Raw genomic sequence first — 6,721 nt, 5'->3', positions numbered from 1 at the left:
GGCGTAGGGTATGAACATGAGTGTAACAGTTGCGCGTATGGGAACTGACCTTATTCAGCAAGGATCCCCGGTTGACGGCGGAACGAAATTCCGTGGCGGCATATTTATTCATGCCGAGGCCGGAGTTGTTTTCCAGGGGTTGATGCAATCTCTCGAAAGAACCTTTCCTGATATTCAGGTCAGCCTCTCGAATAACGTTGGGGACACGGGCACACCCGATCCCAATGTAGGCCTCGTGCTGCTTCACGCCGACTTTGCTTCCGACGTGGTCGACTGCATTGCGCGCTGCAAGATGCGCTTCCCGAATGCATCGGTTACGCTGATGATCGATGAGAACAGCCGTTCCACGCAGGAACTCGCCGGTCTTTTTGACAGCAAGACAATCCAGGGCCTTCTGCCCTTCAGCTTGAAACTTGATGTTTGGCTCGCGGTCGTCTGGCTATTGCTTAACGGGGGCGATTATTATCCCTCCACCATCATCCGTTCGATGGAAAAGTCACCCAACGTTCCTGGTAAGGTACCGCAGCTCTATACTCAGTCAGACAACGCTTCCAACCGGGCATGGCCCGTCAAAACGCTGACATTGCGGGAACACGAGATTCTGCAGCTTTTATCGGAAGGCCTGCAGAACAAGATCATTGCAGATCGCCTGACGCTCTCGATCCATACGGTCAAGGTTCATGTGCATAATCTGATCCGCAAGTTGCGGGCGCATAACCGCACACAAGCGACGGCGATTTATCGCAACAGCATGAACCATCATGGAATGAAACCCTTCGACACAACGGTTGTGCACTGACCGAAGGGTCAGTCCAACTACCTCTAATGCAGGCCTTCTACCTCAAATTGGCGGCTTGTCGGGTCTCATACCAGATGTAAGATCATGGCATGACGCTATTACAGCCACATAGATTCGATGATCAATCGAACAGAACCAACGAATGCATGAACGCCCTCCGGGCAGCATTCGAGGAACTGGTGGATGACGCGTTGACCGCCGGTTGGGACAGGTATGAGGTTTCCCTCGCTTTGTCCGAACTTGGCGAACAACTGGTCCAGGCGACAGCTGAGAGCGCTGGTTCGGAAGCCGACATCGCGATCGCCAAGGCCATATTCGAAATCAAGCGCGCGTTCTAAAACCCCATTGGAAATGGATCAGCGGCCATCATGACTATTGCATGACAGTGCTTCCATTCTCTTATATTTCTCCACTTGAATTTCTCTTGTGTATAGCTTTTTGAATATTGCGATCTGTAGTATTTTGGTGACTCAATCGAATTTATTATTTACTAATTGGTTCTCTTTAAAAAGACCGCAATAAGGGCCGCGGTGAGGAACGAAATTGACTGCAAAGTCTCGAATTTCGGCGTTTTATCCAGCGATTGCGCTTGCCATGGGGAATGCCTTAATCCATAGTTATTAGACTTTATGCTAATACTCCCTCTAGTGAACTATTTGAAGCTATAGTAGAGTTAATGGCAAGACAGAATGGCATTTATCGATTGACAGGGTTACGTATTCAGAAAATCAAATAAAATCCGGGGTTTAGGCGGAATGAAGCTGGCGGTTTTTGGAGAGGCAACTGTTAGTCTGGGCGGGCAACTCGTCCCGCGCGTACCTGCGAATTTTCTTCGCATAATCGTCTATTTGCTTCTCGAGAGTCCCAACCATTCTGTTTCCCGTGGAAAGCTTGCTCAAGTTTTCTGGTCCGATACGGATCAGGCCCATGCTTCCATGAATTTGCGCCAGAGCCTGGCGCGCATCCGCAAATTTCAGGAACAGTACGGCCTCAATCTTGTTCAGGGCGACGCCACATATGTCTATCTTAATCTGTCGCAGGTGAGGGCAGAACTGCTCAGCATCGATCTCCTTGAATATCTGGAGTTTGCGCAGTTGGGCGACATAGAGTCTGTCCTTAGCCTTGCCGGCCTTTATACCGGCGACCTGCTCGCCCATAACGAGCCGCAGAACTCCGATTTCGATGAATGGCTGGATGTCCAGCGCGTCAAGCTGCGTGATGATCTGATCACGACACTCTTGAGGATGGTCAACCAGCCGGTTGGGGTCAGCATCGATGAAAAGCGTCAATGCGCCCGCAAGCTGATCGAGATCGATCCCTATCAGGAGGTCGGCTATCGCACTTTGATGCAGACCGCATCGCAACTTGGTTTGATCGCGAAGGTCGAACGCACATTCCGCGAATGCGCCAAGAAGCTCCGTGACGACCTCGATGTCGATCCGGAAGAAGAGACGATCGAGCTTTACCAGAAACTGCTACCCAAGCTTTCACCGGCGACGACGCGGGCCCTTATCCTGCCGCAGCCGGCTCCTCCGCTCGTTGCCAATGGCGTGGAAATCCAGACCCCGCAATCAATCCTGGCGACAACCCAGCTTGAGCRGAACAAAAGGGCTGGCCTGCCGCGAGTCATGGTCCTTTATATGCCGCACAATGCAGCGGATCCGATGGAGCAGCTTGCAGCCTCGCTCGTAGACGATATTACCATCGGGCTTTGCCGTCTGCGTACGCTGTCGGTTGTTGCGCCCTATACATCGAAGAGGGTCGTCTCCGAATCTCCCATTGACAGTTTCGAAGGGCTGAATGCGCAATTCGGAGTCAACTATGCCGTCGACAGCAAGATCGTGCGCCGCGATGGTTTCTGTTTCCTGTCGGTAAAATTGGTCGATGTTGCTACGCAGGAAATCGTCTGGGCCGAAAAGCAGAAGTTCGATTATGTCCTGCCCGAGCAGCAATACCGCCAGCTGTCGATCCGCATCATACTCTCCGTTGTTTCTGTCATCGAGAAGTCCGAACTCGACCGCTACAACAAGCTTTACCAGGACCCGAATGCTTACTACTGGTATCTCATAGGCAAGAAGGAAATAGACAAGTTCGACCTCCCCAAATTGCATCAATCGCGCCAGGCCTTCAAGAATGCCCTGACGGCTTCGCCAGATTTCGTGCCGGCTTTAAGTGGCATCGCGCGAACGATGCAGAAGGAATGGTTGATGCGTGCTCGAAGCGAGAAGGATATCCTGCTTGAGGGTGAGCAGATCGCCAAGCGGGCCGCACCAGCCGACCCGGATGATGAACGGCCTTTGCGCGAACTTGGCACCATCAGCATGTAYCTTGGTAAATTCGACGACAGTCTCGAATATTTCGACCAGGGCGAGTCCATTAATCCGCAGCACGCCGATCTCTTGGCCGACTATGCTGACGCACTCAACCACTACGGCTATCTCGAGCTGTCATTTGAGAAGATTGAGCAGGCCATCGCTTTGAACCCGTTGGCCCCTGACTACTATTATTGGGTAGGCGCGGGCACGCTTCACGACCTCGACAGGTACTCTGAGGCCATCGACTTTATACAGCGCATGCAGAACCCGCGCGTTGCTGCGCGTCCTATGGCAGCCTGCTGGGCCATGCTTGGCGAAAAAGAGAAAGCGTTCGAATGCAGAGATCAAGCACTAGAGGACAATCCAAACTTTAGAATTGATGACTGGATCAAGGGCATGTGCCTGAGAGTTCCGGAACAGCGTCAGAAATACGAAGACTCGCTCCGGGAAGCAGGTTTTCAATAATCAGCAACATTCGAACTTCAAGTAAAGGGACCATACTATGGCGAAATATTTTATCCTCGGCGAAGCCGGGCAGGCTGAGCTTTGGCTGGTTGACGTGGAAAATGGAACAGTTGTGCCGGCGGCGGGAGCCGGCGACGCTGGTTTGGTCAAGGTCATTGAGACCGCAAGAAAGCAAGGAATAACGACCATAAAAGGTGTGGATGTTGCGATTGCGACCAATAATAGATCCGATAGCGCAACGAAATCGCATATTGTTGATCCAGCCCCAGTTAAAAAGTAAGTTAAATTTTGAGAAAAAGGGGTCGTTTTCATACTTCTTCTTGATCTAAAATAAAATCGTCATACGTTCGCCATGTGGGCTCTCCTTCATAGAAAGGTTATTCGCATGGCAACTTTTTACATCTTGAATGATCCAGAGACGAACGCGCTCTGGCTCGTTGACTCTGAAACTCAAACGATCGAGCCTCTCGATCGTGATTTAATCGCCTCTTCCGGACTGGCTGGCAGTGAATTCATTGATTCGATTGCCAATCGACCCGGAAATATCATTGCTGCCGATGCAAGCCGGAGTGACGCTACTGGCCGCGCTCATTCTAGCGGTATGGTGATGACGGCGGGCAGGCGGAATGATCCGTCGGACCGCGCGCATTTCTTTGGTCCTGCATCGAAAGAAGCAGAGATCTTCTTAACAGTGAACGCACGGGATGAAACATCTGATCGTGCTCACTCGAGCAGTCCGGTTGTGGCCACTGGGTATCGCAGCAATCCGTCGGAGCGCGCGCATTCTGCCGGTCCGGTTGTGGCCACTGGGTATCGCAGCGATCCATCGGAGCGTGCGCATTCTGCCGGTCCGGTTGTGGACAGCGTGTACCGCAGCAATCCGTCGGAGCGTGCGCATTCCGCCGGTCCGGTTGTGGACAGCGCGTATCGTAGCAATCCATCGGAGCGTGCGCATTCCGCTGGTCCGGTTGTGGCCAGTGGGTACCGCAGCAATCCGTCGGAACGGGCGCATTCCGCTGGGCCCGCGGCAATAAACTAAACACAGTTGCAAGCGCGTTATCCAGCATTTGGATAGTTTGCAATAAATGCGTGCTTTGCGGCCTGATGGAGTGGCAATGAAACCATTGGCCGAGATTCCGGTTCTCGACCGGCTGGCGGCAGACGAAGCGAACCTTCGTTCTGCTTTCCGCCCGGGAGAATTGTCATCGACAAGACTGATCGATGCGGACGAAACCGTTAGCCGGTTGCGGCCGCACTTTCCTCGTTTGGGCATCGTCCGGATGGCCGAGGTGACCGGCCTCGACCGGATCGGCATTCCCGTGTGGATGGCCGTGCGCCCCAACAGCCGGACATTGGCTGTCAGCCAGGGCAAAGGCATCRGCGCCGCCCATGCCCGCGCTTCCGCTGTGATGGAGGCCGCCGAAATCGCCATTGCCGAAGATATTCCATTGGCTTCCTTTGCCGCCAGCCGCCGCGAGCTACGTGACGCCGGTCACGATGTTTTTGACGGGCGCGTGCTGTTGATGCGTGGCGCGGACGAGGCCGGGGCCGATGAAAACGATTATTGGCTCGAAGGCTTCGATCTTTTGAAACAGAAGCCGGTTTTTGTGCCCCGCGAACTCGTCTCGCTCGATTTCACCTCGGCACGGCAATCCTGGCATTATTGCCAGTCGACCGATGGCCTTGCCTCGGGCAATTGCCTGCTGGAAGCGGTCATTCACGGATTGTGCGAGCGTGTCGAACGCGATGCGACCGAGTTGTGGCGCTTTCAACGTGACGCTGGTGTGCAGGCGCATTGCGTCGATCCGGCAGTTTTCGACGATAGCGGCATTGACTGGCTGGCCGAACGGATCGCTGCGGCAAACTTTGTTTTGCGGCTGTTCAACGTGACGTCGGACATCGGCCTGCCCGTGTTCATGGCGACGATCAGCCCGGCGACACAGCATGGCACATATCTGCATTTCGATCTCGCCGCCGGTTACGGCTGCCATCTATCGCCGCGCGTTGCGGCGATGCGGGCTATAACCGAGGCAGCACAGACGCGAATCACCAATATTTCCGGCGCGCGCGATGATTTTGACCCCTCCGAATATGCGCAGCGCCTTGCGCCGGATCTCGGCGTCTACATCCACGCCGAACCGGCCGATCATTGGCGGTTTGACGAGCCAGAACCTGCGGACCGCGCCAGCCTCGAAACCTATCTCGAACCCTTGCGCCGGCGCGGTATCGGCGGCGTCGTAGTCGTTCCAATGGGCGGCGAGGACTACGGGATGTCAGTCTGCCGTGTTTTGGTCAACGAGCTGGAAAGTCCGGCTGGTATCCGCAAGCATCGTTTTGGCGGGCGTGCGCTCAACGCCATGCTTCGGCAATAGGAGGGCGCGATGAAGATCCTGTTTGCGGGCCCAAGCCTCTCCGGCACCGAATTTGTGCCTGTGCGAGGTGGTGAAGACCGCGTTCTGCCGGAATATGGGTTGACCTGCCGCGGCCCGGCCAAATGCGGTGACATCACCCATGCGGTAGATCAAGGCTTCCGCGTCATCGCATTGGTCGACGGGCGGTTCGAAGACGTTGCCGCGGTCTGGCATAAGGAAATTCTCTACGCGCTGTCGCTCGGAGCCACTGTTTACGGCGCGGCCAGCATGGGCGCCTTGCGCGCTGCCGAGTGCCATCCGTTTGGGATGATCGGCATCGGCGACGTGTTCGAGCGCTATGCCTTTGGCGGTCTGGAAGACGATGCCGCCGTCGCGCAGGTTCACGCGCCGGCCGAATTCGGCTATGTCGCCTTCAGTGAAGCCATGGTGACCATCGACGCAACGCTCGCTGCCGCGCTCRCCGCCGGAACAATCGATGCCGGGGAATACACTCTGATTCGCGCGCGCGCCGATTCTGTGTTTTTCAAAGAACGGACCTGGCGGCGGGTATTCGAGGTCGTCTCGCCCGAGATCGACCGCGCGGCCGAAAGATTGAAACCGCATATCCGCAATATCAAGCGCGAAGATGCCGCGATGCTGCTCGACGTTCTTCTGGAGCACAAAAGCGCTGCCCCAGTCAGAGAGCTGCGGCCTGATTTCGCCGGATGGCAATTCAACGAAACCACGCAGTGGAGCAAGCTTCGGGTTTGAACCTATTGATTATTTCGTCC

The 6,721-nt window shown here is 55.0% G+C and carries 6 protein-coding genes; all 6 read left to right on the top strand.

Annotated elements, in window-relative coordinates; all coding sequences use genetic code 11:
- Positions 1 to 16: 16 nt before the first annotated feature.
- Positions 17 to 799 carry a helix-turn-helix domain-containing protein gene (locus ACXJ5O_RS15520; protein ID WP_457300672.1) on the top strand — a complete coding sequence of 261 codons (783 nt, stop codon included), beginning with the start codon at positions 17 to 19 and terminating at the stop codon, positions 797 to 799.
- Between the two features lie 146 nt (positions 800 to 945).
- A complete protein-coding gene (locus ACXJ5O_RS15515) occupies positions 946 to 1,137 on the top strand; it encodes a hypothetical protein (protein WP_457300671.1) in 192 nt (63 codons plus the stop codon).
- Positions 1,138 to 1,554: 417 nt separating this feature from the next.
- Complete coding sequence (locus ACXJ5O_RS15510; RefSeq protein ID WP_457300670.1) at positions 1,555 to 3,579, top strand: BTAD domain-containing putative transcriptional regulator; 2,025 nt, start codon at positions 1,555 to 1,557, stop codon at positions 3,577 to 3,579.
- Positions 3,580 to 3,616: 37 nt separating this feature from the next.
- Positions 3,617 to 3,859: a hypothetical protein gene (locus tag ACXJ5O_RS15505; RefSeq protein WP_112526165.1), complete on the top strand. Its 243-nt coding sequence runs from the start codon at positions 3,617 to 3,619 to the stop codon at positions 3,857 to 3,859.
- Between the two features lie 835 nt (positions 3,860 to 4,694).
- On the top strand, positions 4,695 to 5,951 hold the full coding sequence (locus ACXJ5O_RS15500) for a YcaO-like family protein (protein WP_457300669.1): 1,257 nt from the start codon (positions 4,695 to 4,697) through the stop codon (positions 5,949 to 5,951).
- A gap of 9 nt (positions 5,952 to 5,960) precedes the next feature.
- Complete coding sequence (locus ACXJ5O_RS15495) at positions 5,961 to 6,701, top strand: TfuA-like protein (protein ID WP_457300668.1); 741 nt, start codon at positions 5,961 to 5,963, stop codon at positions 6,699 to 6,701.
- The last annotated feature ends 20 nt before the right edge of the window (positions 6,702 to 6,721 follow it).

The organism is Phyllobacterium sp. P5_D12, assembly GCF_054049495.1.
The sequence above is the reverse complement of the archived record's forward strand: the minus strand, read 5'-3'. Positions and strand labels throughout refer to the sequence as shown.